Annotated in this window: 20 protein-coding genes and 2 tRNA genes; 12 read left to right on the top strand and 10 right to left on the bottom strand. The window is 38.1% G+C overall.

The genetic code is table 11. The features are described 5' to 3' along the window. Nucleotides 1-9 precede the first annotated feature (9 nt). From M2265_RS24680 to M2265_RS24665, 4 genes are all read left to right on the top strand, one after another. Nucleotides 10-720 carry a siderophore-interacting protein gene (locus tag M2265_RS24680; RefSeq protein ID WP_132772734.1) on the top strand — a complete coding sequence of 237 codons (711 nt, stop codon included), beginning with the start codon at nt 10-12 and terminating at the stop codon, nt 718-720. Nucleotides 721-754: 34 nt separating this feature from the next. Beyond that, nucleotides 755-967 (top strand): hypothetical protein, encoded by a 213-nt coding sequence (locus M2265_RS24675; protein ID WP_021191783.1) that lies wholly within the window; start codon nt 755-757, stop codon nt 965-967. 479 nt (nt 968-1446) lie between these two features. Continuing rightward, complete coding sequence (locus M2265_RS24670; protein WP_132772732.1) at nt 1447-2007, top strand: Crp/Fnr family transcriptional regulator; 561 nt, start codon at nt 1447-1449, stop codon at nt 2005-2007. A 97-nt stretch (nt 2008-2104) separates the two neighbouring features. After that, the gene (locus M2265_RS24665) at nt 2105-2434 is read left to right on the top strand and encodes a DMT family transporter (protein WP_132772730.1); all 330 of its coding nucleotides are present in this window, start codon (nt 2105-2107) and stop codon (nt 2432-2434) included. Nucleotides 2435-2593: 159 nt separating this feature from the next. Here M2265_RS24665 and M2265_RS24660 read toward each other — a convergent pair whose 3' ends face one another. From M2265_RS24660 to recR, 3 genes are all read right to left on the bottom strand, one after another. After that, nucleotides 2594-5992 (bottom strand): family 16 glycoside hydrolase, encoded by a 3399-nt coding sequence (locus M2265_RS24660; protein ID WP_132772729.1) that lies wholly within the window; start codon nt 5990-5992, stop codon nt 2594-2596. Between the two features lie 18 nt (nt 5993-6010). Next, on the bottom strand, nt 6011-7279 hold the full coding sequence (locus tag M2265_RS24655; RefSeq protein ID WP_132772727.1) for a Gfo/Idh/MocA family oxidoreductase: 1269 nt from the start codon (nt 7277-7279) through the stop codon (nt 6011-6013). A 140-nt stretch (nt 7280-7419) separates the two neighbouring features. Next, nucleotides 7420-8034: a recombination mediator RecR gene (recR, locus tag M2265_RS24650; protein WP_021191006.1), complete on the bottom strand. Its 615-nt coding sequence runs from the start codon at nt 8032-8034 to the stop codon at nt 7420-7422. A 119-nt stretch (nt 8035-8153) separates the two neighbouring features. Here recR and M2265_RS24645 point away from each other — a divergent pair, with 119 nt between their 5' ends. Together M2265_RS24645 and M2265_RS24640 are read left to right on the top strand one after the other, a co-directional pair. Beyond that, nucleotides 8154-8858 carry a TIGR00730 family Rossman fold protein gene (locus tag M2265_RS24645; RefSeq protein WP_037526690.1) on the top strand — a complete coding sequence of 235 codons (705 nt, stop codon included), beginning with the start codon at nt 8154-8156 and terminating at the stop codon, nt 8856-8858. Between the two features lie 443 nt (nt 8859-9301). Next, nucleotides 9302-11647, top strand: a complete 2346-nt coding sequence (locus M2265_RS24640) for a glycosyl hydrolase family 95 catalytic domain-containing protein (RefSeq protein ID WP_132772725.1) — start codon at nt 9302-9304, stop codon at nt 11645-11647. 145 nt (nt 11648-11792) lie between these two features. Here the strand turns inward: M2265_RS24640 and M2265_RS24635 are convergent. Both M2265_RS24635 and M2265_RS24630 read right to left on the bottom strand, forming a co-directional pair. After that, nucleotides 11793-11865: transfer RNA gene (locus M2265_RS24635), tRNA-Thr, on the bottom strand. Between the two features lie 23 nt (nt 11866-11888). Then, nucleotides 11889-11961 (bottom strand) — tRNA-Thr (locus M2265_RS24630). Nucleotides 11962-12241: 280 nt separating this feature from the next. On the opposite strand from M2265_RS24630, the gene clpB reads away from it, so the two are divergent. Next, nucleotides 12242-14845, top strand: coding sequence for an ATP-dependent chaperone ClpB (clpB, locus tag M2265_RS24625; protein WP_132772723.1), 2604 nt, complete (start codon nt 12242-12244; stop codon nt 14843-14845). 146 nt (nt 14846-14991) lie between these two features. Here the strand turns inward: clpB and M2265_RS24620 are convergent, their stop codons facing one another. Next, nucleotides 14992-15606 (bottom strand): hypothetical protein, encoded by a 615-nt coding sequence (locus tag M2265_RS24620; protein WP_021189931.1) that lies wholly within the window; start codon nt 15604-15606, stop codon nt 14992-14994. A 94-nt stretch (nt 15607-15700) separates the two neighbouring features. Next, nucleotides 15701-17611: an AAA domain-containing protein gene (locus tag M2265_RS24615; RefSeq protein ID WP_132772721.1), complete on the bottom strand. Its 1911-nt coding sequence runs from the start codon at nt 17609-17611 to the stop codon at nt 15701-15703. 91 nt (nt 17612-17702) lie between these two features. On the opposite strand from M2265_RS24615, the gene M2265_RS24610 reads away from it, so the two are divergent. The 5 genes from M2265_RS24610 (at nt 17703) to M2265_RS24590 (ending at nt 22602) form a co-directional block, all read left to right on the top strand. After that, nucleotides 17703-18668, top strand: a complete 966-nt coding sequence (locus M2265_RS24610) for a TIGR01777 family oxidoreductase (protein ID WP_132772720.1) — start codon at nt 17703-17705, stop codon at nt 18666-18668. Nucleotides 18669-18826: 158 nt separating this feature from the next. Further along, nucleotides 18827-19846: a methionine ABC transporter ATP-binding protein gene (locus tag M2265_RS24605; protein ID WP_132772718.1), complete on the top strand. Its 1020-nt coding sequence runs from the start codon at nt 18827-18829 to the stop codon at nt 19844-19846. Continuing rightward, nucleotides 19839-20492 carry a methionine ABC transporter permease MetI gene (metI, locus tag M2265_RS24600; protein WP_132772716.1) on the top strand — a complete coding sequence of 218 codons (654 nt, stop codon included), beginning with the start codon at nt 19839-19841 and terminating at the stop codon, nt 20490-20492. Before M2265_RS24605 ends, metI begins: the two co-directional genes overlap by 8 nt. 18 nt (nt 20493-20510) lie before the next feature. After that, a complete protein-coding gene (gene metQ / locus M2265_RS24595) occupies nt 20511-21317 on the top strand; it encodes a methionine ABC transporter substrate-binding lipoprotein MetQ (protein ID WP_132772714.1) in 807 nt (268 codons plus the stop codon). Between the two features lie 94 nt (nt 21318-21411). After that, nucleotides 21412-22602 (top strand): MFS transporter, encoded by a 1191-nt coding sequence (locus M2265_RS24590; RefSeq protein ID WP_132772712.1) that lies wholly within the window; start codon nt 21412-21414, stop codon nt 22600-22602. Nucleotides 22603-22669: 67 nt separating this feature from the next. On the opposite strand, the gene M2265_RS24585 is transcribed toward M2265_RS24590, so the two are convergent. The 3 genes from M2265_RS24585 to M2265_RS24575 are packed head-to-tail and all read right to left on the bottom strand — an operon-like array spanning nt 22670 to nt 25157. Then, nucleotides 22670-23617, bottom strand: a complete 948-nt coding sequence (locus M2265_RS24585) for an MBL fold metallo-hydrolase (protein WP_132772711.1) — start codon at nt 23615-23617, stop codon at nt 22670-22672. Between the two features lie 6 nt (nt 23618-23623). After that, nucleotides 23624-24205 (bottom strand): dephospho-CoA kinase, encoded by a 582-nt coding sequence (gene coaE / locus M2265_RS24580; protein WP_031287811.1) that lies wholly within the window; start codon nt 24203-24205, stop codon nt 23624-23626. 1 nt (nt 24206) lies between these two features. Beyond that, nucleotides 24207-25157 (bottom strand): hypothetical protein, encoded by a 951-nt coding sequence (locus tag M2265_RS24575; protein ID WP_132772709.1) that lies wholly within the window; start codon nt 25155-25157, stop codon nt 24207-24209. Nucleotides 25158-25184 lie beyond the last annotated feature (27 nt).

The following is a 25184-nucleotide window of genomic DNA, read 5'->3' as shown; positions in this document are numbered from 1 at the left end:
AGCAATACCATGATATCAACACTACCCAAATGGGCAGGCGGAATACTAGAGAGTCTCGTTGGCCAGCGTGCTGAAGTGATCGGCACCACTTACCTCAGCCCCCATCTTAAAAAGGTGCGTTTTCAGAGCGACCTTGCCAAAATGAATTTCCAGATTGGCTATGCGAGTGTGATCCGTGTAAACGAAATCGAATACCGGAATTATACGATTGCCTATCATGATATGCAACTGGGTATTGTGGATATTATCTTTCATATTCACAATAATGGTCCCGGAAGCAGTTATGCAGACACTTTAAGCGTTGGTGATCATCTCTATATCAGTAGTCCGAGGGGGCATAAAGTGTATAACCCAAAATTTCAGCATCAGTTACTCTTCGGCGATGAAACTTCGCTCGGATTGGCCTGTTCGCTACTTCCCACACTCAAAAAAAACAATCATTCCTTCCAGTTCTATCTAGAACTAGACGATTCAAATCAAGAAGTTCCTGAGCTGTTGGGCTTAGAAAACTGTAGTATCTTTCCAAAAAATGGATCGTTTGCCAATGCGGAATGGATCGATGGTCTTCCTATTTTTCATCATGAAAACTGGCTTCATGCCAGCTACACTTTAGTCGGCAATGTCACTTCCGTTCAAGCTTTTCGAAAGGCCCTTAAAAGAAACGGTGTAAACCGTATAACTACTCAAGGATATTGGCTACAAGGAAAAAAAGGATTATAACAGATTGTATTAAAAATTTAAAATTAAAAACTGCATGATTTATGTATTTAAAACCTCAGTAGAAACTGAAAAAGACATTCTCATTTTAGAATATGGTTTAAATGAACACTGCACACCGGGCAGATGGAATTTCGATCTACAGGATTGCGATCGCATCTTACGCATCGATACTTTAAAGGAAAATCCACAATCTATCATTGGACTATTGCAGGATAAAGGCTTTCACTGCGAAGAGCTTCCCTACTAACAAGATCAAATATGGAATCGTGTAGCTAAACTAAATATCAACATATTTACGCTAGTTACTGATCTAGATTTTTTATCAGGATAAAGCTCTCTGTTGCAGCAACGATAAAATTGTTATAGTTCGAGCAGTATGCTGTTCTAAAACCAAAGATTTATGTAACGGAGTCAAGAATCAAATCGTAAGATCAGTTGATGAAAATTAGCAATTAGCAGGTATATGATTTTTGGAAATAAGATAGAATATCTACGAATCACAAATAAACATGCGGAATTTTGTGCTTTACATGACATCAATAAATTCACTTTGCAGATTGGTAGTTCCAACTTCGATAGGTATATTTAAAACCTCATGACAACATATGGTTTGTTTTGTAAACGTTTATCTTTTATAGATACTCCTTATGTTGCAATGCGTTCTTACGCAAGCGGTAAAACCGGCACTTGCAAGTTTTAATATTATAGGGAAGTAATACAGAAAATATGAATTTCTTAATCCAACAGCTAAAAAAATACGGACCAATTCATACTGATCTTGAGGAAGAATTGATTAAGAGAACTAAATTCATGACCAAACAAAAGGGTGATTTTTTTCTTAAACAGGGTCAAGTTGTATCCAATATGTTTGTTATTGAAAAAGGAATTGTGCGCGCATTTTACAATAAAGAAGATCGGGAGATCAATGTTTGGTTTGGTATCGAAAATATGATATTAGGTTCAGTGATTCCTCTTTTCTTCAATCTTCCTTCTTTAGAGAGCATTCAGTTTTTAGAAGATTCCTCTATTTACTATATTTCCAGAGAAGATATGAATGAGCTTTATCAAAAATATCATCAAATGGAAACCATTGGGAGAAAATTAGCGGAAGAATATTGCAAAATATTAGAGGAGCGTGCCATTTCTTTACAGACTGAATCTGCTGAAGAGCGTTACAATACGCTACTGAAGAATGAAACCGCAGCGGCACAACGCATTTCGCTAGGACATATCGCTTCTTATCTTGGTATTACTCAGGAAACATTAAGCCGGATCCGAAAAAAATAATGATAGTTTGTATTGAAATTTAACTGAATTTGATATATATCAAAAAAAACAATCTCAATCTACCGTTCCTTTGTATGATTATTAATCATATAAAAAAATGAAATATTTATTTTTAGGCTTAGCTATTGCATTTGAATTACTTGGCAGTAGTTTTTTAAAAGTATCCAATGGGTTTTCAAAGTTAATTCCATCTATTGTCACTATTCTGGCCTTTATAGCTTGCTTTTATTTTCTTTCCCTGGCGCTTAAATTTATTCCTCTTAGTATTGCTTATGCAGCTTGGGGTGGTATCGGTATTGTTTTAACAACTGTTATCTCGGTTGTTATTTTCAAACAATCACTAGATCTTCCAGCAGTGATTGGTATTGTTTTGATTGTTGCCGGAGTCATTATAATGAATTTCTTTTCAAAAGCTGCTTCACATTAAGCGATAGCATTTGAAATATATTTTTTTTCAACCATAAAATATACCTTGAGTGGCACGATGGAGCTACCGAAAACTACTCATCGTTCTTGGTTTAATGTTAAAAAAAGGTCCTTATTACTTAAAGTAATAAGGACCTTATAAAATGAAAAGGTATAACCCTTATTTCAATTTTTTTACTCTGATATTTTTAAAGAATACTTCCGAACCATGTCCTAAGAAGGCAAGATGACCCGTTGTACGTTTTAAACCGGGATGATCTTTACCATCCAAAGTACCATTTTTGCTTGCCGCTGCAATATCAGCATCAAGAATCACTGTACCATTCAAAGTAACTTTAACACGGTTACCCTTTACAACGATTTCTTCCGTATTCCACTCGCCTACTGGCTTTAAAAATCCTTTTTTTGCCGTTACAACACCATACACCGAACCATGGTATTGGTAAGGTTTCAAATCTTTATAGATATCTGCAGTGTTATCCAACACTTGGATTTCCATACCAGCATAAGCGGCATCACCCTCTAAAGGAGCTCTGACCCCCACACCATTGTTTGCACCTTCTGTCAATTTGAAATCAAAACGATAGATGAAATCTCCATACTCTTCTTTTGTATAAAGATTACCGCCGAATTTAGCGTCTGGCACCACCCTAAGATATCCTTCATCATTGATTACATAACCATCATTCTTCGTCCACTTATCTAAGTTTGTACCATCAAATAACACCTCAAAACCTTCTTTCTTTTCTGTGTCACTCAATTGAAATACATTTTTTCTAGCCAGCTCTTTTACATAGATATCTCTGTAAGACACCACCGTACCATGAGCCTGCAGCTCAATCTGCTCGGTAGGGAAAATAGATTGATTGCGATCCCAATAATTTTCTAAAGGCACATTATCGGTAACCAATTTACCATTTAAGTAAACTGTCACCTTGTCGTCAACCATCTTAATTCTGAACGTGTTCCACTCACCAAGGGCATTATCCGCCACCAATAATGGTTTTGATTCAGCCTTTTGGTTATTATAAAGACCACCAGAACCCACTTGAGCACCATCTTTTACGCGAGAGATGTCCCAGATCTGAACCTGTGGTGTACCACGAAGATAAATCCCAGCATCACCTTCTTTACCGTTTTTATCCAGTTTCCAGTCAACCAACATCTCAAAATCGCCATATTGTTTAACCGTAGCAATGTTATCTCCCTTACCGTTGAAGATCAATTCACCATTATTAGCAGCCCATCCCTGACGCATTTGCTCATCAGCTTTTACCTGCGCAGCAGCCAATTCCTTCTCAGTCATTTGACCTCTTTTAATCGGGTTTGCGACTAGACCTTTCCAGCCTGTCAGATCCTGTCCATTAAACAGGCTTACAAAACCTTCAGATTTAGGCATTTCTGCAAGGTGCTTAACAACAGCTTCTCTTAAGTATGCACTTTCGCTTCCGCTTAAATTGTTGATCACCTCATTCAAGATGTTGCGGACGTCAGAACCTATAAAAGATTTATTATCTAAAGCAATGTTCATTGCAGTGTTAACGGCAGTACCCTTCAGTTCCGGATCTTTCAAAAACTTACCTGAAAATACAACTGCCTGGTAGGTGCCCGTACTTTGTAGAGAACCTAAAACAGTTCTTTTTTGGTTGTTATTTTTAGCAACTGCAAAAGCATCTTTCAATAAAAGGGTCTTCTGATCGTTTGTTTCACTCGATCTATTGATATTCTTGATCAATCCAGCAAATACTTTTTCACTTAAACCACCTGATAAGTTTGTTCTTGACAACTGGATGAGCTCATTTAATGCTAAAGGAGTCGACCAGTCTGCGATCGCTAAAACAGCGGCATCACGAAGAGCAGGATTATCAGATTTCAAATAATTCGTAACCGCATTCAAAGACTCCTGATCGCCAAGTCTGGCAAAAATTGGAAAGAATTTGGTTGCACTAGGTGCTGCAGAACGGGAAATATTCGCGGCAAGTTTTTGGATATGTTGTTCTTTGTTAGGACTAGACTGGATCACATTTGCAATCGCAACCTCTAAATTCCTGCTTGAAGCCTCATCCGCTTTTGTCAATAAATTAACAAGTATTTCTAGATCTTTCTCCTGTGCAACATTTGGTAAAGCCTTGTTGATGGCTTTATTTACATCAGCATTGGTGCTATTCAAAGCCAATACAGCTTGCGAAGAATTAGCATTTGCCCTTGTGCTCAAAATGTCCAATAATTGGATTTTCTTAGCATCATCAACAGTTGCTAATGAATTGTTGATCACGTCCATTGTCTGTTCATTTTTTGAACTTAACAAAAGTGCTTTGATCGATTCATTCAGTTGCGCATCTGTAGACAAATTATCAATTAAAGCTTTCGAGTCAGCACCTTTAGAAAGGAGGTTGATCGCCGAGAGACCCGCTAATTTAGCATGTGCATCTGTAGACTTACCAACAATTTTTTCGATTGCTTTTAATTGAGTTATCGAACCGTTTTGAGCAATATAGTTCAATAATGATTCTTGCACAGCAGGGCTTGATTTCGCTGCTAGTCCTAATAGTTTTTTAGTATCATTTGCATCTCCGTATTTGTGCAATAGATTTAAAGCAACGTGACGGTAGACATTATTTTCGTTTTGAGCTGCCGCAAACAAGTTTTTCTTTTGTTTTTTAGCATCCAATCCTGTCAATAAAGTTAACGATCCTACTTGTGCATTGATTGCTTTCAATTTAGAAGCCTCAGCAAACAAAGTATTTAAATAAGCAATTGCTTCTTTATTTTTTTTGTTCTCAATTAGAGATTCGGCATAGTCCAGACCTAAACCGATACCATTTAGGTTATCATAACTATAATTTGCAGTTTTAAGCTCTTTTTCAAAGATCGGAAGCGCTGCTGTTCCTCCAATTTTGCTCAGGGCAATCAAAGCAGTACGTTTGAAGCTATCCGATTTGAACTTATCGATCAAAGCGATGATAGCCGTCTCGGTATCTTGATTTTTAACATCTCCCAAAGCGGTCACGAGCGCAACTGCACATTTTTCATCTGTTACTTTCGCTAATCCTTGTGCTAATGCATCGCTTGATTCTTTCGTATTGATCGAGACCAATGTGCGTGCCGCACCATCAGCCAAATATGGTGTATTTAAATAAGTAGCTACTTTACTCACAGCAGCATTCGTTGCACACTGACGTAAAAGACGCAATACAAAAGCTTTGTTGGTATCCTCTTTCACCGTACCCAATGCATCCAATAGACCTTGTACAAATACTTCTTTCTGTTTTTCTTTGCCTGGTTGGTTAACAAAGAAAGAATAGCTATTTGTGGCATACTCTACTTGCGCATTGTTTTGGCCCTGCGGTTTCAATTGATTTAGCATCGCCGCGATTTCACTTGATGTAAAGTTTTCCAACTCGTTCATCGCGTATAAAAACTTAGCCTTTTCTTCGGCAGGTTGTTGCCCCAGTACATCAGCTATTTTAGTAGCAGTCGTTCTATTTTGGGGCTGTTGTGCATATGCTGCCACTTGAAGTATTAATAAGGCAGATATCGTATTAAAAACTTTTTTCATTTTAGATAGATTAGAAAATTACATTGACCAAGGGCCACGCATCGGTTGATAAACTAAACGGTTTGCTGCATCGTCATTGATAAACTCATCTTTTGTAGAATCAAATTTCAATGAGCGGTTTAAACGTAAGGCGATCAAGCCCATGTTGACCAATGTACATGAACGGTATCCGTTCTCTTCATTTAATGCAAATTTCTCGCGTGTACGTACCGATTCCAAGAAATCTGTAATCTGTGGTGCTGGCTCAGGAAATTGTGCCAGTTTTCTTTCCATATCCGGTATATCAGACACAAAGCCTTTATACAGCTTCCCTTTAGGTCCCTCTATATAAGCCATGCCTTCATCTTTACCTTCACCATCTAAAATAATCTGACAGCCATCAGCATATGTATAAACAATTCTTCTCCAGGTACCGACCGCATCACTATGTTGCTGCGGCGCATCAACTTCTACCGATACAGGACTTTCGCCATCTTTTCCTAAGAAATATTGAACAGGATCCAAATAATGTTGGCCCATATCACCAAGACCACCGCCATCATAATCCCAGTATCCTCTAAAAGTTGTGTGCACGCGATGCGTACTATAAGGTTTGAAAGGTGCAGGACCTAACCATAATTCATAATCCAATTCTGCTGGTACCGGTTCAACAGGAAGGTTTTCTTTCCCTACCCAGAAAAATTTCCAGTCAAAACCAGTATGCTTGCTGATCGTTACTTTCAACGGCCAACCCAACATACCTGTATCTACCAATTTTTTAATTTTTTTAACCGGAACATTCATTCCGTAGAAATTATCGGCAAAACGGAACCAGGTATTTAATCTAAACATATTACCATGTTGTGCGATCGCTTCTTTGACACGTTTTCCTTCACCGATAGTACGTGTCATCGGCTTTTCACACCAGATATCTTTTCCTGCACGCGCTGCTTCCAAAGACATCAAACCATGCCAATGCGGGGGAGTTGCAATATGCACGATATCTACTTCAGGGTTTTTAATTAAATCACGAAAATCATGATGTTCTTTAACTCCGCCACCTAAAGCCTGTTGCGCTAGAGCCAAATGTCTTGTGTCGACATCACATATCGCCACTGTTTTTGTTCCCGCGTATCCAAAATGACCACGCCCCATTGAACCTACGCCAATGATGCCCTTCGTTAAATGGTCACTTGGAGCCAAATATCCTTGTCCCCCTAATACGAATCTAGGGACAATTGAAAATGCCGCTGCTCCTGTGATGGATTTCTTTAAGAAATCTCTTCTGGAGCTATTTTTTTCTTTCATACTTATTTAATAAATGATAGTTTGGTTGTGTTAGATTTAATAATCTGTTAAAATACAACTTTTCACTAAAAAGCAGGCCAAAAAAAAGCTTCGTCGGGTAACAAAGCTTTTACAATCAAAATAATACGGTATTCTAACCCTTAGAACGTCGGTCGTTCATATAATGTTCTCGTCGCTATTGACCTTCCTAAGGTCAATTCATCGACATATTCAAGCTCACCGCCGAAAGCAATACCACGTGCGATAGTGGTGACCTGGATATTAAATTCTTTGAGCTTACGATACAAATAAAATATCGTTGTATCTCCTTCCATCGTAGCACTTAATGCCAATATCACCTCCTTGACATCTTGCTTACGCATACGGTCGACCAAACCGTCAATCTTCAAGTCAGACGGTCCTACCCCATCCATTGGTGAAATAAGTCCCCCTAGTACATGATAGATTCCTTGGTAAGAATTGGTATTTTCAATCGCCATCACATCACGCGTATCTTCCACGACACATATAATGGAATGATCCCGCTTTGGAGAGGTACAAATTTCACATTCATGATAGTCTGAAATATTAAAACAGATATGGCAATACTGAATTTCTTCTTTCAATTGATTAATAGTAGATGTAAATCGTGCAACTTCAGCATCCGATTGCTTTAACAGGTGTAAAACAAGTCGCAATGCAGTTTTTTGACCTACTCCAGGTAAACGTCCAAACTCGGATACAGCGTTTTCTAATAATTTAGAAGAAAAATTCATGGCACAAATTTAACAATATAATAGTTAAAGAAACTGTTCAAATTAAAAATATTCCTTATCTTGTATTCCCTTCAAATGAAAAGGAACAGTAATTTTTATAATAAGAGTATAGCATGGATATTACAAAAGACGACAAAATAAGAAGTGCCTTTGAAAACAAAACGTGGCAGGAGATAAAAGTAAAAGATTCGTGGCAAATATTTAAGATCATGTCCGAATTTGTAGATGGATTTGAAAAATTAGCTAAAATTGGTCCTTGTGTTTCCATTTTTGGATCTGCAAGAACTCCACAAGATCATAAATACTATCAAATGGCTGTCGATGTGGCAAGTTTATTAACTGCACGTGGCTATGGAATTATATCTGGAGGTGGCCCCGGTATCATGGAAGCTGCAAACAAGGGAGCTTATGAATCCGGCGGTAAATCAGTAGGATTAAATATAGAATTGCCGTTTGAACAATTTCACAACAGATATATTGACCGTGATAAACTTCTTGAATTTAACTATTTCTTTGTTAGAAAAGTCATGTTCATGAAGTATTCGCAGGGGTATATTGTTATGCCGGGCGGATTTGGAACAATGGATGAATTATTTGAAGCAATTACATTAATCCAGACAGGTAAAATCGCACGCTTCCCGATCGTGTTAGTGGGTTCCGAATATTGGTGTGGCCTTTTCGACTGGATCAAGAACACTATGCTAGGTGAACGCTACATCAGCGAAGAAGATCTAAAACTCTACCGCATCGTTGATACGGCGGAAGAAGCCGCAGATCATATTTTCAGATTCTACGACAAGTATTTATTAAAACCAAACTTTTAATAATAACCGGTATCGATATACAACGGGTTCCATACATATGTATGGAACCCTTTTTTTTTGTTATAACAAGGGATTTTGCAAAACTACCATACGCTACGCGATCACAACTTCGCAATCTTAAGCTTTAAAAAATGGGAACATGCAAAAACTCATCTCATCTCCGTGTCCGATAATTGACACTGAAAACACCTCTATTTAAACCATCCCAAATGATTAGTGGCATAGCTAAGACCCTACATCAAAATTAAGGCTAAAGCCAGTTGTTACTTTGGACTTGATCGGTGCAGTATGCCACAACCTGATAATGATAAAAAAGTAACATTATTGGCAAATATAAAGGTAGTATTTTGAAAAAATATATTGAATCTTTATATCGGTTCTAATAGTTCCAAAACTTATAACTAAACTCTAAATTCCCTACTACTGTAACCTCTCAAAATATAATGAAGATAAAAAGAAATCTAACCTGTTGTATATTATTATTAAGTTTTTCAAGTCAGGCGCAACAAAACGTCAATTCATCTCATAATATAGGCAGTCGTGCACAATCACAGCAAAAGAGAAGTTTGATAAAAAATTCTGATGCAGATAATCAATTCTTTTTAAGTAAAAAAAACTTAATGACTGCCGTCTGGAACGCACCTTTTAGCTATGAAAGTATCCGCAGTAATCATGCACCTATTGGACCTTATATAGGCAATGGGGATGTTGGTGTGGTGTGCCATACTGCTGAAAACAGCCAGACTTTCAGAATCTCAAAAGTCGATTTTGTAACAGATGGCTGGTCGGACTGGGCCGGATCCGGCCCCGCTGCCCTTCCTGTTGGCGGGGTTAAAATAACCGTAGAATCACCGATAAGCGCTGGTTTTAAGTATGAGATGGACCAACTAGGTAATGAATTGCGCATGCGTACAGCAACAACACAACCTGTGCATATGAAAAGCTGGATATCTGTTAATGAAAATCTTTTAGTCACTGAACTGGTAAATAACACAAAAACTCCAATCAAAATATCTGTAGATACTTATGCCGATAGCATATCGGCAACATATGGCACAACAGCCGATGTGAACAGTAACGTAACGCAGGTAACCAGACAAACTAAAACTACAGATGTAAGATGGGTCTCTAAAGCCGGTATATCGACTAAGGTTCTTGGCGCATCATCAATTTGCAGTAGAGAATCCCAAGCCCAGACCAATACGCACTTTACTCTTAAAGCTGGAAAAACTGTCTATGTACTGTCTTACATATCGGGTGGCGGTATGAAGAACGATGCACAGATGGAAAACGCATATAAAACACTTCATGATTTGCAAAATAACCGTTTAAATGCTTTAAGAAATACAAAAATAGCATGGTGGAAGAATATGTGGAATAGGTCATATGTGGAAACAAATGATGAATTGATCAACAGACAGTACTTAAGTTCGATCTATTTTCTAGCTTCTGCCTATAACGAACATTCCCCGGCATGTGGCGGCATGTATGGTGTCTGGAATATGGATGACAAAATGATGTATCATGGTGATATCCATTTAAATTATAATAGCCAAGCTGGATTTTATAGCGTCTTCTCCGCGAATAGACCCGAAATTGCAAAACCTTTTTACAACTTCATTGAAGCAATCTTACCTGATGGAAGAAGACGTGCGCAAAATGACATGGGAACTGTCCATCCTTCTTTAGCTGGGAAATCATTTAGAGGAGCTGTTTTCTTAGTTGGTGGACTGGGAATTGGCATACCTTACAATTATTACTGGCAACAAACGATGAATGCGCCGTTCAATGTACCACTTTTCAGCTGGTACTATGAATATACTGGTGATTTAAATTTTTTAAAAAACAGAGCTTACCCCTTTATTAAAGAATGTGGTGATTTCTATGAAGATTACCTGAAAAAGGAGCCATATGGTGATACTTATAGATACAGTATCACTACTGGCGCACATGAGAGTTCCTGGGATCTCAATCCTCCCTCCGATCTAGGTTTCATCAAGCAAACCTTCAGCTTACTTCTCAAGTATAGTAAGTTATTGGATGTGGATGAAAACCGGAGAACGCTTTGGCAGGATATTCTCGATCACCTTCCTAAATACAAGGTAATACAGCCGACCAAGACACCGAATAAAGGCTTGCCTATTTTTGCAAAAAATGAAGCAGGATGGGATCTACCAAACCACATGATACAAATGCATCCGGTCTACCCCTGCGAAGTACTCGATTTACTTTCAGATCCAGATTCTTTACAGATAGCTAAAAATACGGTTGAATACTATGAAGTTGACCAAAATGGATTTCAAGGATCAATGAATGCGTTAGGTCTAAGCGGTTATATTATGGCTGCACGCGTTGGCTTCTCCCCTGAAATAATTATTAAAAACCTAAGCATATTGGCCAGCGGTGCTCAAAAAAACTTCTTGATTACAGATGGCCATCATGCTTCGGAAAAAACAGCCCTAGTTGAAACGGTCAACTCAATGATGCTTCAAACGCTTGATAACACGTTGTACATATTTCCCAACTGGGTAAAATCAAGCGCTTCATTTACGCGCCTACGGACTAAAGGTGCCTTTTTAGTTTCTGCAGATTATGATGGCACTACCATAACAAATATGTCCATTTATAGTGAAAAAGGCACAAAATGCCAGATCCACAATCCTTGGAAAGAAAAAGAAATACAAGTAATGGAAAATGGTAAGCAAATAGCCGTAAGTAAGACAGGAGAAAGGTTTTCATTTGAAACAAAAATAGGTCGCCACTATATAATCAAGACTATAGGGGCTTAAGCTCAATAAAATTAAATTTATGCCGGTTCATCGCCGGTATAAATTTAATTTATATAAAGCACACGATCTGTAAATAATTGGGCATTAAATCTTTCGATCAGTATAAACACAAAAAAGGTCAATCTTTTTGAGATTGACCTTTTTGAGCCTCCTATCGGAATCGAACCAATGACCTACTGATTACAAGTCAGTTGCTCTACCAGCTGAGCTAAGGAGGCATCATGTGTGAAAGTTAAAAAAGAGCCTCTTATCGGAATCGAACCAATGACCTACTGATTACAAGTCAGTTGCTCTACCAGCTGAGCTAAAGAGGCTTTTTTAAATAACCCTTTCGAATTATGATGGTGCAAATATCGAAACCTTTGACAACAAAATCAAACTTTCCTGGCATTTTTTTTCATATTTTTAATAATTTTCTGAAAATCAAGCCATTTATTTTCAATTCAAATCGGAACCCACTGCTGCAAAACACATAAACATGAAATTTTGTCATTTCACAATAAAAATACAAGACATTTTTTCCGAAAAAAGAATAAAAACAGATATGGCATTTTGATTGTTATCCAATTATCAAATCAAAAAGCAAATAAAACCATGAATTTCAATAACTATACAATTAAAGCACAAGAGGCGATTCAAAAAGCTTCGGAGATTGCCACAGGCAATCAACAGCAGGCTATTGAGACCGCACATATACTTAAAGCCTTGCTAACAGTTGATGAAAATGTAATCAGTCATCTGTTAAAAAAATTAAATGTAAATATCCCTTACTTAAGTGGAGAACTGGATAAGCAAATTCAGGCATTCCCGAAAGTCAGCGGCACAAATGTCTATTTGAGTAACACCTCAAATTCGGCCTTGCAAAAAGCGCAAAGCTACTTAAAGGAGTTTAATGATGAGTTTGTATCTGTAGAACATCTACTTCTAGGTATTCTAAATGCAGGCGATAAAACATCTAGTCTACTGAAGGATCAAGGAGTAAATGAAAAGGATCTTAAATTAGCGATCAAAGAACTACGTGGCAACACAAGAGTGACGGATCAAAATGCCGAAGCTACCTACAATGCTTTGGGAAAATACGCCCGTAATCTAAACGAGTTTGTTGAATCGGGAAAATTAGATCCTGTGATAGGCCGTGATGAAGAAATTCGTCGCGTGATGCAAATCTTATCCCGTAGAACTAAGAATAACCCCATCTTGGTGGGTGAACCAGGGGTTGGTAAAACCGCTATTGCCGAAGGTATTGCACACCGCATCATCAATGGTGATGTGCCAGAGAATTTGAAATCAAAAATCGTATTCTCTTTGGACATGGGGGCTTTAATAGCCGGTGCAAAATACAAAGGTGAGTTTGAAGAAAGATTAAAAGCTGTTGTCAAAGAGGTTGCAGACAGTAACGGTGAAATCATCCTGTTTATCGATGAGATCCACACCTTAGTTGGTGCTGGTGGTGGTGAGGGTGCAATGGATGCAGCCAATATCTTAAAACCGGCGTTAGCACGTGGAGAACTTCGTGCTATTGGTGCAACAACATTGAACGAGTATCAAAAATACTTTGAAAAGGACAAAGCATTGGAACGTCGTTTTCAAAAAGTAATGGTTGACGAACCAACTACTCAAGATGCAATTTCAATCCTGCGCGGATTAAAAGAACGTTACGAAACGCACCATAAAGTGCGCATTCTTGACGAAGCAATCATTGCGGCTGTCGAATTGTCAACCCGCTACATCTCGGATCGTTTCTTACCAGATAAAGCGATTGACCTAATGGATGAAGCGGCTTCAAAATTACGTCTTGAAATGGACTCTGTTCCTGAAGCTGTAGATGAACTGAACCGCCGTATTATGCAACTCGAAATTGAACGGGAGGCAATAAAGCGTGAGCATGATGATAAGAAAGTCAGTGAACTTTCTGAAACGATCGCTAATCTATCTGCTGAACGCGATTCTTTACGTGCATCCTGGCAGTCAGAAAAAACGTTGGTGGACAGTGTCAACCAGGAGATTGAAAATATAGAAAATTATAAGCAGGAAGCTGATCAGGCGGAACGTGCAGGCGATTATGGAAAGGTAGCTGAGATTCGCTACGGCCGTATCAAAGATGCGCAGGATAAGGTCGAAAAATTAAAAGCAGAATTAGCTGAAAAGCAAGATAGCAAACGGATGTTAAAAGAGGAAGTGACTTCTGAAGACATTGCTGATGTGGTATCTAAATGGACCGGTATTCCTGTAAATAAGATGATCCAGTCTGAGCGCGATAAGCTTCTTTCTCTAGAAGAGGAATTACATAAACGGGTTGCCGGACAGGAAGAGGCGATTGAAGCGATTTCTGATGCTATCCGCCGTTCAAGAGCGGGACTTAGTGATGCTAAGCGTCCCATTGGTTCTTTCATCTTTTTGGGAACTACTGGTGTAGGTAAAACGGAGTTAGCAAAAGCACTAGCTGAGTTCTTATTTGATGATGAACATGCGCTTGTCCGAATCGATATGTCCGAGTACCAAGAGCGTCACGCAGTGTCCAGACTTATCGGAGCGCCTCCAGGATATGTAGGTTATGAAGAAGGTGGACAATTGACTGAAGCTGTTCGCCGCCGTCCGTATTCTGTCGTACTTTTGGATGAAATTGAAAAAGCACATCCTGATGTGTTCAACATTTTACTGCAAGTACTCGACGATGGTCACTTAACAGATAACAAAGGTAGAACGGTGAATTTCAAAAACACGATCATCATCATGACTTCCAATACCGGATCGCATATCATTCAAGAGAATTTCTCGCAGTTGAATGATAATAACAGAGATGAGGTTATTGCAAAAACAAGAGGTGAAGTGTTTGAGCTTTTACAAAAATCAATTCGCCCAGAGTTCCTGAACCGTATTGATGAAATCATCATGTTCACACCTCTAAGCAGAGATGAAATTGCAAGCATCGTACGGATGCAATTTAGCCATATTCAAAAACAATTGGCTGAGCAAAATATCTTCATCACTGCTTCGGATGATGCTATGGATTGGCTAGCGCAATTAGGATATGATCCGATCTATGGTGCAAGGCCATTGAAACGTGTTATGCAAAAACGCATCCTGAATGAACTTTCGAAAGAAATCCTTTCAGGAAAAGTCAATAAAGATGCGGTTATCCAATTGGATGTATTTGATGGTCAATTTGTCTTCTTGAATAAAAATGAGGTTGAATAAAGGTCAAAGCACCTTTTAAAATTAAAAAAGTGGCTACTCGCAAGAGTTAGCCACTTTTTTATATTTTAAAGAATAGTTGAAAACAATTTTCATTTATCCTTAACGCTGAACATGATTTTAGTTCATCAGAAAGTCATGGATAAGCCTTACTTTTTCCAGACAGTTCTTGTTGTATTTGAACTTTTATATATCGTGTAAGTAAAGTATGCGAAACCAGAAAACAATACTATAGCTAATGCAGCACTGCCCATAAAACCCAACTGCTCTGCAATAGCAGCTAAAACACTCTTGAAACCCGATCGGTTACCACTCGTATCAGGCACTTCGCCATTTTCTAATTCCCTTGCCATCATCACCAGCGAAAAACCGAAAAAAGCAATTGCAATTGTATAAAGCAAATTACGTATCCAGGTTTTGTCTTTTATAACTTCTACTGTTTCTCTAAGCCCTGATTGCTCTTCAATTGCCTGAATGGCTTCTTTCAATTGGGCTTTATTCTCAAAGTCTGCAACTACAGCTTGATAATCTTTTGGATCTAATACATCAATATCAAGCAATGGTGGCTGATTATCAAAAAGTGGTACAGCTCTTTTTATTTGACTAAAAGGGATGAAAATAATATGTTCTTCTGATTCTTCAGAATTATTTAAATATGCTGTTAAAGATGCTTCTGGCAATTCCGCTTCGGCGAAGTAAAATCCAGTTGCTGTCATCCAACGCGTTTTAAAAACTAATTCTTTATTTTGATAATACTTATCCATAATTTTTTCAGTAAAAATTCGTCAAGTTGCTAAAATAGCAGATTAATTCAATACATCTGCTACTAATTTCCGTTAGAATTTCATGTTATATTAACTATTCGCCCAAATCCCACTCCCAAACACTATGGTAGCTTTGCATGGTATCTACATATTTAATAAAATTATCATAAAACTCATGCTTACCCACAGTGGCACTATCCCCCACCACAATGAGCTTTTTCTTTGCCCTTGTCATAGCAACATTCATCCTACGCACATCGGAAAGGAAACCGATTGCCTGCTGATCATTGCTCCTTGTTAAACTGATATATATGATATCTTTTTCCTGCCCCTGAAAACTATCGATAGTGTTAATTTGGATATGATGACGAAAGGGAACAATCTGCTCATCATTTACTAATAATTCATTTAGCACTGTCGCTTGTCTCCGGTAAGGAGTAATAACTGCAATCGCCGGAAAATCACTTTCATCATAAACCTGTTCAAAAGATACCAATGATTGTTTCAAATGATTGATAACAAAACGAGCCTCCCCTACATTAAATGTTGCTGTACCATCCTGTTCTTCCTCAAAACCCGCCCCTGCAGTGTCAATAAAAACAACAGGTTCCGAATCTTCTTTGAGCGTCCAATGCTGTACATGATCTCCTGCAATGAGATGATCATCATATAGTGCCGTAGAAGGGTATTGCATAATCTTTTCATTCATCCGATACTGAACGTTTAATAAAGAAACATGTTCAGGATAACGTTTTACTAATTTTTCAAACAACGTATGATAAAGACCGATATTCATCTGGGCATTTGACTTCACCGTGGGAGGAAGCTGACAATGATCACCTGCAAGCACCACCTTATTTGCTTTTAGAATCGGAATCCAACAAGCGGGTTCTAAAGCCTGTGCTGCCTCATCGATAATAACAACCTGATATACTCTATTTCTGACTGCGTACTGATTGGATCCGACTAAAGTAGCAGTAACAACCTGTGCTTTATCCAGAATATCTGCGACCATAAAATCTTGTATATCGCCAATTTCTTTCCCTATTTTTCTGGCTTCATCAAAAAGTGCTTTACGCTGTTCCCGTTCAGATCTTCCAAAACTTCGTTTATACTTCTGAGCCATTTCGGTGTAAGCCCGCGCTTTTTTCTTGAGTAACTTGACTTCCTTGTTTGCCGGATGCTGATCCACTTGGGCATCAAGTGCTAATTCTTGTAAATGTTCTGAAATTTTGACGGGATTTCCAATACGTGTCACTAACACTCCTGCGGCATCTAATCGTTCGGTCAAAACATCAACTGCCGTATTACTCGGTGCCACAATTAAAATTTGCTTATTTTCCTTTTTCAGTAGGGCTTGTACTGCTTTGACCAAAGTTGTCGTTTTTCCTGTACCGGGAGGGCCATGAATAATGGAAATCGGATTCTCACTTAGAATATGAACTATGGCTTCATTTTGACTCTGATTTAAAGTAGCGTTATCGTAATTAATTTCTTTTTTATATCCCTTTAACTCCTCCTCACCTATTATCTCGCGGATCAGTCTTCCTTCATTTAAATCTAGACGCAGTTCTTTGGCTTTCCTTAATGCTTCATGCATTTCTTTATATGAATTTTCATCAAATAAAAGATCCACCCCAAGTTTACCTCTTCTCGTCCAGTCAGGCAGTTCATCGACCCGCAATGCAATTTTCATTGTATCTCTATTCACAAAAGAAATCAGTCCTTCTGCCCGATCGACCAGGGGATCATGATTCGAGAAAAGAGCGACCGGCATACCAAAGCGAAAACGATGTTCATCCTCCTGGTTATTTGTTTTGGATAATGTAATGGTCAGATAATCACCACGCCCCATCTCTTCACCTTTAATCTGAATCGGAAACCAGGTCACACCTTTTAACTTTCTTTCATTCAAGCTTGACTTTAGCAAAAGGGTTTCATATTGCTCACGATCAAAGTCTTGTTCTATATTCAAGAGCGTTTTAAGCTCATCAAAATAATTCATATTTTAAAATCCTACTCTATTATATACAGCAAAATAACCATTTTTTAATTTGAATAAGGGTGGAATATGATAAATAAAAATTAAATTGGCTATGAGAAACGATCACATTATTTATAAGCTTAAAGATCTTGGAACTATGGAAACAGTCATTCTAGCAGGAGGTACAGGAACTATTGGTCGGCATTTAACAAAATTGCTTGTTAGCGAAGGGTTTCATGTCATTATATTCAGTCGAAACCCCAGCGCAAATAAAGACAGCAATCATATTGAACATTTACACTGGGATCCAGATACTAAACGTATAAACAATGATGCGATAAAACGGGCAGATTATATTATCAATCTTGCTGGAGCTGGCATTGCTGACAAGCGTTGGACGAAGAAGCGTCGTCAAGAACTGATCTCCAGCCGGGTTAATAGTGGCAATTTAATCACAGAAGCGCTACAGCAACTTCCTAACAAAATTAAAGCTGTCATTTCAACATCGGCAGTTGGCTGGTATGGAGCAGACAAAAAACCCGGACATGCTTTTACTGAAAATGAAGAACAGGGTACGGATTTTTTAAGCTGGACCTGCAAGCTATGGGAAGACAGCGTAAAACCTGTTGAATTATTGCATAAAAGAGTGGTCATTTTCAGGTTAGGCGTAGTTTTCAGTAAAGATGAGGGTGCTTTAAAAGAATTGACCAAATCATTAAAGTTTAAAAGTGCAACTTACTTAGGTTCGGGAAAACAAAAAATGAGCTGGATCCACATCGATGATTTGTGCAAGTTGTATTTAACAGCCATACGTAACAATGAAATAGTAGGAATTTACAATGCTGTATCCTCAGAAGTACTGGCACAAAAAATAATAATCGATCGTATCGCTAAACAAAAAGTAGGTTCAATCTACCTACCGATTTACGTACCTGCTTTTCTTTTAAAATTTGCTCTTGGACAAATGGGCGAAGAAGTTTTGCTGACAAGTACAACAGCGAGCAACCAAAAAATAATTGATACAGGCTTTAATTTTAAATACCCATTTCTAGCTGAAGAATGCATCAAAACCCTGTAATGTGAATATAAGTATTGTGATTTAGGGCTACTTTTGATACATTTGCGCTAAAATATAGTAATATGCCTTTGTTTAATATGGCCATTACTGAATATCCATTAGCCTTTCAGGACATGTTTGAAAGGTTTTTTTGTAAGATTAGTTTTTACTATACATAAATGATAGAATTAATTAACATTTCCAAGACATTTGCAGTAAAAAATAAGTTTACGAAAGCATTGGATCAAGTAACACTTGCTATTCCAAAAGGGCAAATATTTGGGGTTATAGGTAGCTCAGGTGCAGGAAAAAGCACATTAATCCGATGCGTCAATTTATTGGAAAAACCCGACGAGGGACAAATTTTGATTCACGGTGTCGACCTGATGAAATTATCCAATCAGGATTTAATTCAGCATCGACGCAAGATCGGTATGATCTTTCAACATTTCAATTTACTTTCCTCCCGTACGGTATATCAGAATATCGCTTTTCCGCTGGAACTGACCGGCACTTCGAAAAATGATATTCAGCTAAAGGTAATGGAGCTACTGGCTTTGGTAGGACTGGAAGACAAAGCACATGACTATCCTGCAAGTTTATCTGGCGGTCAAAAACAGCGTGTTGCTATTGCTAGAGCCCTCGCAAGTGATCCTGAGATTTTGTTATGTGATGAAGCAACCAGTGCTTTGGACCCTGCTACAACTAAATCTATTTTGCAGTTGCTAAAAGCAATCAATAAAAAATTAAATTTAACCATCTTACTGATTACACATGAGATGGAAGTCATTAAGATCATTTGTGATCAAGTTGCTGTCATTGATGGCGGAAAATTAATCGAAACTGGCACAGTGGAACAGATCTTCACATCACCTAAGCAGACATTAACAAAGCACTTCATTCAATCGTCACTTCATGCCGAATTACCGACAATCTATCAAGAGCGTCTGAAAGAGAGTGGAAATCCCATCGTCCAGATTTATCTTGCAGAACATTCTAATCAAACTTCTGTTATCAAGCATCTGCATGAGCAATATGCAATTGATGTGGCTATTATCAGTGCGCAAATTGATTATGTAGGTTCAATCAAATTCGGCATACTTAATCTGGAACTTATTGGTGATGCTGATAATATCAGCAACAGCCTCCACTATTTAAAATCAAATTACTCACAAATAGAAATCATAGGATATGTCTGATACAGTTATTGATTTATTGATAAAAGGTACTATCGAAACTATCGTCATGACTTTTCTGTCTGGCTTTTTTGGTTTTCTGATTGGCCTCCCTACTGGTATTTTTCTTTTTTTAACACGAAGAAACCAATTACATGAAAATAAATATATTCATCAATTACTTGCCATACTGGTCAATATATTTCGATCCATACCTTTTATTATCCTGATCGTTTGGATGATACCTTTTACCAGGCAGCTTGTAGGCACTTCTATTGGTGTTACTGCAGCTTTGGTACCTTTAAGTTTCGCTGCCGCACCTTTCATTGCCAGGTTAGTTGAAAACAGTCTATTGGAAATTCCGCATGGTCTAATTGAAGCTGCGCGTGCCATGGGAGCCACTACATTACAGATAATATACAAAGTTTTACTCCCCGAGTCTCTACCATCACTCGTTAATAATCTGACAATTACATTGATTACCTTAGTCGGTTATTCAGCTATGGGCGGAGCAGTAGGTGCAGGTGGACTTGGACAGATTGGATACCAATATGGTTATATCGGTTATGATACTTTTATTATGAATGCTGTATTAATTTTACTAATTTTAATTGTATTTATTCTTCAATTTACAGGAGATTACCTGTCTAAAAAAGCTAATCATCGTTAACATCTATTTTAAAAAACTATGAGATTACATTCTAAAATTTGCGTTGTAGCATTGGCTCTATTTGGCTTAACAGCTTGTAACGGAAAAAAAACAGATTCAAAAGTCCTTAAAGTAGGAATTGTCGCCGGTCCAGAGCAAGACATTGCTGAAGAGGCAAAAAAGGTGGCAAAAGAAAAATTTAATCTTGACGTCGAGCTTGTAACTTTTAACGATTATGTAGTCCCTAATGAAGCGTTGAACCAAGGTGATATTGATGTTAATTCATTTCAGCACCTTCCTTATCTTCAAGAACAATCGAGACAGCGCGGATATAAATTAGCCGCAGTCGCCAATACCTTTGTCTTTCCTATAGTTGCTTATTCTAAAAAAATAAAGTCAATCAATGAATTACAGCCAGGAGCAACTATTGTCATTCCTAATGACCCAACGAATGGGGGCAGATCGCTGTTGTTACTTCAAAAAGAAGGATTAATAAAATTAAAAGATGATGTAGGCCTTCTGCCAAAAAAGACAGATATCATAGAAAATCCGAAGAGATTAAATATTATGGAGCTTGAAGCTCCCCAATTACCACGGGTTTTAGATGACAAAGAGGTTATCATTGCTATTATTAACAATACTTTTGCTGCTCAGGCTGGTTTAGACCCTGAAAAAGAAGGTTTATTTGCTGAAGACAAAGAATCACCTTATGTGAATCTAATTGTATCGCGAGAGGATAATAGAAATGATGAGCGTATCAAACAATTTATAGAAGCTTATCAATCACCGGAAGTAGAAGCCATCGCTAAAAAAGTTTTCAAAGGCGGAGCGATCAAAGGGTGGTAATCAACTTTAATTGATTAACGATAAAAGCCAATATTCTGATGCAGAATATTGGCTTTTATTTTTTTATCCCCTTTAGGTTTGCTTCCTTTGCAGCATGTTATCCAAATCTTTACAAAAAGCGGCGCAGGACTACCGCTTTCAGATTGCTAGCTATGCGATTCTAACCTTCTACGGTTACTTCACCATTGGTCTTTCGTTAGCAGTCCTTCCTATATTCATCCATCAAACTTTGGGATTCAATACCATTATCGCTGGTGCAGTAATTGGCTCACAATATATTATGACCTTTTTTATGCGTGCTTATGCCGGGACAATTGTGGATAAAAAAGGTCCTAAGCCTGCTATCATCATCAGTATGATCTGCTTTATCCTTACAGGGATACTTTTATGGGCTGCATTCTCCAATAGCTCATCTCCGCTTCTTGCTTTAAGTTTGTTGGCTGTCTCTCGATTACTTACTGGCTGTGGAGAAGGAATGGTCGGTGCCAGTCCGATCAACTGGGCAATCTTACGTGTTGGGGAACAACATACCAGTACCGCAATTTCATACAATGGAATCTTCAATTACAGCTCAATGGCCATAGGAGCTCCGCTAGGCGTCTTAATGTCGCTGCACCTGGGCAATTGGTCTATCGCACTTTTAACTACCTTGGTCGGGCTTATTGGCCTTATTACGACCATTAATAAAAAAGCACTGTATGCTATATCGAAAGAGGTTCGGAATTCGTTTTTTTCGGTTCTCAAATCTGTTGCTCCTTTTGGGACAGGACTCGCATTGGCGGGTATAGGTTTTGGAACGATATCAACCTTCATTACCCTGTACTATAATTATAAAGGTTGGGAGAATGCTGCAATTTGTATCACCTGCTTCAGTACAATGTTTGTTTTAGGTCGATTTGTCCTCACGGGAAGCATTAATAAAATTGGAGGCGTCAAAATAGCCCTCTACTCCATGTTGATCGAAAGTGTTGGTTTATTATTAATCTCCTTTGCCCCTACACCTTTTGTAACCATCATCGGTGCGGCTATTACAGGATTGGGATTTTCAATGGTTTTTCCAGCGTTAGGAGTAGAAGCTGTAAAAAGTGCTTCGAGCGCAAACAAAGGTGCGGCCTTGGGCGCATATGGTTTGTTTATTGATATTTCACTAGGCATCTCCGGTCCACTTGTAGGATTGGTGGCAAAGCAATTTGGCATGAATTATATATTTCCTTTTAGTTTAATTCTCGTATTATCTGGAGTTGTTGTCTGCATTTTTCTACAAAAATCAAAAAGAAATTCTTAGCAAAATTTTAGCATTTATATAAATAAAATTTTTATATAAATGCTATTAAATAGTTGACAATAAGATATTAATAAATATCACGAACATCGAGATTACCTTCAAAATGCTGTTTTAATATTCGGCCATCTCCATGCAGTGTCCAGACCTCCTGTGGTTTTACCGCTTTAATAAAATACAAAATATCATTCCAGTCCACATGATCGGATATGAAGAGCGAAAGATCATTATGTTGCTGCAACCTCTTCCATCCGGATGCAAAAGCACGGACAACGTTGGTGGCACGAATATAACTATTGAATGTCATAGGTGGCACCATATAAACCTTATTAGGTTCGCCCAGTTTCATCTCCCGTCGATTATACTGCTCGTACACCAGCTTTTTAGGCCCCAGATCATCGTAAATACGGTGAAGTGGCAGTATCCCGTGATGAACCAGTACTCTTCGATCAGGGCAATGTTTATTAATCAGATCGGTCAACCGCTGTGCCTTCCCAAGTGCATATGTTCCTAAGAGAATATTAAAAGGTTGCTCGTTTAGTTTTTTTATTTCCGCAATGGGATCAGGATGGATAACATCTGGATCGGCAAAAGTACATTCTGTAATCAGTACATCTGCTTGTACAATCTCTATAGGCTCGCAGGTTTCATCTTCCTGCAATTTGTAATCCCCAGTATATAGGTACCTCACCCCCTTGTACTCCATCAAAATTTGAGCAGAACCTAAAATATGTCCTGCAGGAATAAAGGTTAATTCAACCTGGCCAATGTGAAAACTACTTTTAAAATCTATTTTTCGGTAGCTTGATAGTGGCTGCTGTGCATAGCGATAATGCATAATAGCGCCTGTAACAGCTGTGCAGTAAATAATACCGTGACCAGGTCTTGCATGATCTCCATGACCGTGAGAGACAACATCTACCGGCACGGGTAACATTGCGTCAATATAGAAGTCACCATATTGACAATAATATCCTTCTGGTCTTCGAACCAGAAAGTCTGATAATATATTTAACATAAAAATTTATTTCTGAAATTGATGGTGCAATGCCATCACTTGTGGAATTATTGGGGTAATGCCGTCATTGATAATGACAAAATCCGCTAATTTAGTCTTTTCTTCGTCAGACATCTGATTATTCATCCGCGCAAGGACTTGCTCTCTAGTAACCTGATCGCGCTCCATTACTCTAGCAATGCGTATTTCTATCGGAGCTGTAACCAAAATACTGTAATCAACTTTTTTATAAGAGCCGCTTTCAAACAAAATAGATGCTTCTTTTAACGAATATGGAGCTGTCTGTGCATCAGCCCAATCCTCCGCTGCCTGAATGACTGCCGGATGAACGATGCGATTTAATTGCGCTAGCTTAGCAGCATCGTTAAAAACCTGAGCTGCGAGAAACGCTCGGTTTAACACGCCATTACTGTAGGCTTCATCACCGAATTCCTGCATCACTGCCAATCGCACTTGATCACTCTTATTCATGATCAATTTTGCTTCTAGATCCGCATTGTAAACAGGAATACCTAAAACCTTAAAAACATGGCATATGATTGTTTTTCCTGAACCGATACCGCCAGCTATTCCTACTTTTATTCCCATATTACTTCCGTACAAAAAAATCAACATTCTGAGGTTCTATTCTCAGAACAGAACAAAAATCAGGAACTTTAGTCAAAATAACTGGTAAATATTTGACTTTTGCTTCTTCCCAATCGTTGATATCAACAACTGCTTCAAAATCTCGGGCAGTATAATTATTATAATCTTTTACAGACATCAGAACCGTAATTGCAACCTTACTAGGCATCGTTCTTACCGACTTAAAATGTGTGTTATTTTCAACCTTTAAAGGTAGTTCTATAATTTTCTCCGTCAATTCGCCTACTGGCATCAGTACTTCAACTGAAGTTGGATACACATTGATGTTCGCCCTTTGATTCTTATTAAGATAGGCTACTGTTCTTAAATCTGTTGATACATCTTTTCCTCTGATCGTATCTGTTTCCCAATATTCAATGTTCGCCACATCCTCATAAGGACCAGAAATTGTCACATATTTGGGATTGACGAGCGTCTCCCCTATAAAGCCATATTGCTTTCTAAATTGAATATCTGCCATTGCTTTTACAGGCACTTTACGCTGTGTCTGTTTTGAAAAATCAAAATAAAGGGTATCAGGACTTACGGAAACCACTAGCTGCTCATGTGGGAACTGCCGATTAATGAAACCGATCTGATTGGAGAAAACGATCCAATTTTTATTTTTTAAACCGCTGATATCAACATGCACCGTCGGAATTTGCGATTTTACTTTTGAAAACAACACCTGCCAGCCGGTCATCTTTAACTTAATATTGACAGTATCCGATTGTTGCGGATGAAAAGCACGCTTTTCTGGCAAATTTACATATTCAATTCCTGCCTTAACAGTAATAACATATTCATTTGAGATGGAAAATAACAGCCAGGCAAATAAAGAAATAAGAACACACCGCGTGAATGTGATTAATTTCCTTTTTTGTGATTTACTGATACGAATAATATTTGCCATACTACAAACTTAAACATTTTGTATTTC

The sequence above is a fragment of the Sphingobacterium kitahiroshimense genome (genome assembly GCF_025961315.1).
GTDB lineage: Bacteria > Bacteroidota > Bacteroidia > Sphingobacteriales > Sphingobacteriaceae > Sphingobacterium > Sphingobacterium anhuiense.
This window is presented reverse-complemented; position numbering and strand designations above follow the sequence as displayed.

Coding starts and splice junctions, on each gene's coding strand:
- M2265_RS24660 (WP_132772729.1), bottom strand. CDS start 5,992: ATGAAAAAAGTTTTTAATACGATATCTGCCTTATTAATACTTCAAGTG.
- M2265_RS24615 (WP_132772721.1), bottom strand. CDS start 17,611: ATGAATTATTTTGATGAGCTTAAAACGCTCTTGAATATAGAACAAGAC.
- metQ (WP_132772714.1), top strand. CDS start 20,511: ATGAGATTACATTCTAAAATTTGCGTTGTAGCATTGGCTCTATTTGGC.
- M2265_RS24585 (WP_132772711.1), bottom strand. CDS start 23,617: ATGTTAAATATATTATCAGACTTTCTGGTTCGAAGACCAGAAGGATAT.
- M2265_RS24655 (WP_132772727.1), bottom strand. CDS start 7,279: ATGAAAGAAAAAAATAGCTCCAGAAGAGATTTCTTAAAGAAATCCATC.
- M2265_RS24590 (WP_132772712.1), top strand. CDS start 21,412: ATGTTATCCAAATCTTTACAAAAAGCGGCGCAGGACTACCGCTTTCAG.
- M2265_RS24640 (WP_132772725.1), top strand. CDS start 9,302: ATGAAGATAAAAAGAAATCTAACCTGTTGTATATTATTATTAAGTTTT.
- recR (WP_021191006.1), bottom strand. CDS start 8,034: ATGAATTTTTCTTCTAAATTATTAGAAAACGCTGTATCCGAGTTTGGA.
- M2265_RS24675 (WP_021191783.1), top strand. CDS start 755: ATGATTTATGTATTTAAAACCTCAGTAGAAACTGAAAAAGACATTCTC.
- metI (WP_132772716.1), top strand. CDS start 19,839: ATGTCTGATACAGTTATTGATTTATTGATAAAAGGTACTATCGAAACT.
- M2265_RS24620 (WP_021189931.1), bottom strand. CDS start 15,606: ATGGATAAGTATTATCAAAATAAAGAATTAGTTTTTAAAACGCGTTGG.
- M2265_RS24610 (WP_132772720.1), top strand. CDS start 17,703: ATGAGAAACGATCACATTATTTATAAGCTTAAAGATCTTGGAACTATG.
- clpB (WP_132772723.1), top strand. CDS start 12,242: ATGAATTTCAATAACTATACAATTAAAGCACAAGAGGCGATTCAAAAA.
- coaE (WP_031287811.1), bottom strand. CDS start 24,205: ATGGGAATAAAAGTAGGAATAGCTGGCGGTATCGGTTCAGGAAAAACA.
- M2265_RS24670 (WP_132772732.1), top strand. CDS start 1,447: ATGAATTTCTTAATCCAACAGCTAAAAAAATACGGACCAATTCATACT.
- M2265_RS24575 (WP_132772709.1), bottom strand. CDS start 25,157: ATGGCAAATATTATTCGTATCAGTAAATCACAAAAAAGGAAATTAATC.
- M2265_RS24680 (WP_132772734.1), top strand. CDS start 10: ATGATATCAACACTACCCAAATGGGCAGGCGGAATACTAGAGAGTCTC.
- M2265_RS24665 (WP_132772730.1), top strand. CDS start 2,105: ATGAAATATTTATTTTTAGGCTTAGCTATTGCATTTGAATTACTTGGC.
- M2265_RS24605 (WP_132772718.1), top strand. CDS start 18,827: ATGATAGAATTAATTAACATTTCCAAGACATTTGCAGTAAAAAATAAG.